Below are 598 nucleotides of genomic sequence, written 5' to 3'. Positions count from 1 at the left end.
GTTGCACCTGGACGCGTTGGTCGGTACGGATCTCGACGCGTTCGTGGTGTTCTCGTCGATCTCGGGTGTCTGGGGCAGCGGGGAGCAGGCGGCGTACGGGGCGGCGAACGCGGCGCTGGACGCGCTGGTGGCGCGGCGTCGGGCGCAGGGTCTGCCGGGTACCGCCGTCGCCTGGGGCCCCTGGGCCCGCGTGGGTATGGCGGCCGACGACGAGTCGGCCACGCAGTTGCGCCGGCGGGGTCTGAATCCGATGGATCCCGCCCGGGCGCTGGCCGCGCTGGCGTCGGCCGTCGGGTCGGGCGAGGCGGCCGTCACCGTCGCGGACGTGCGGTGGTCGGAGTTCCTGCCGCTGTTCACGGCGGCGCGTGAGCGGCCGTTCCTGGCCGACCTGCCGGAGGCCGTCGAGCTCGCTGTCGCTCCGGAGTCGGGCTCCGGGCCGGCTGCGCGGTTGGCGGGCCTGTCGTCGGCGGAGCGGCAGCGGACCGTGCTGGAGCTGGTCCGGGCCGAGGTCGCGGCGGTGCTGGGGCACGCGTCGGCCGGGGCGGTCGAGGCGTCGCGGGCGTTCAAGGAGCTGGGCTTCGACTCGCTGACCGCCGTC

1 protein-coding gene is annotated in these 598 nt (G+C 76.1%); it reads left to right on the top strand.

Annotation, left to right across the window (positions count from 1 at the left end; all coding sequences use genetic code 11):
* Positions 1-598, top strand: a 598-nt coding sequence (locus tag PUR56_RS08745) for a beta-ketoacyl reductase (protein WP_329948458.1), incomplete at both ends; no start/stop codon positions are given.

The sequence above is a fragment of the Streptomyces sp. BE303 genome (genome assembly GCF_036290945.1).
Classification (GTDB): Bacteria; Actinomycetota; Actinomycetes; order Streptomycetales; family Streptomycetaceae; genus Kitasatospora.
This window is presented reverse-complemented; position numbering and strand designations above follow the sequence as displayed.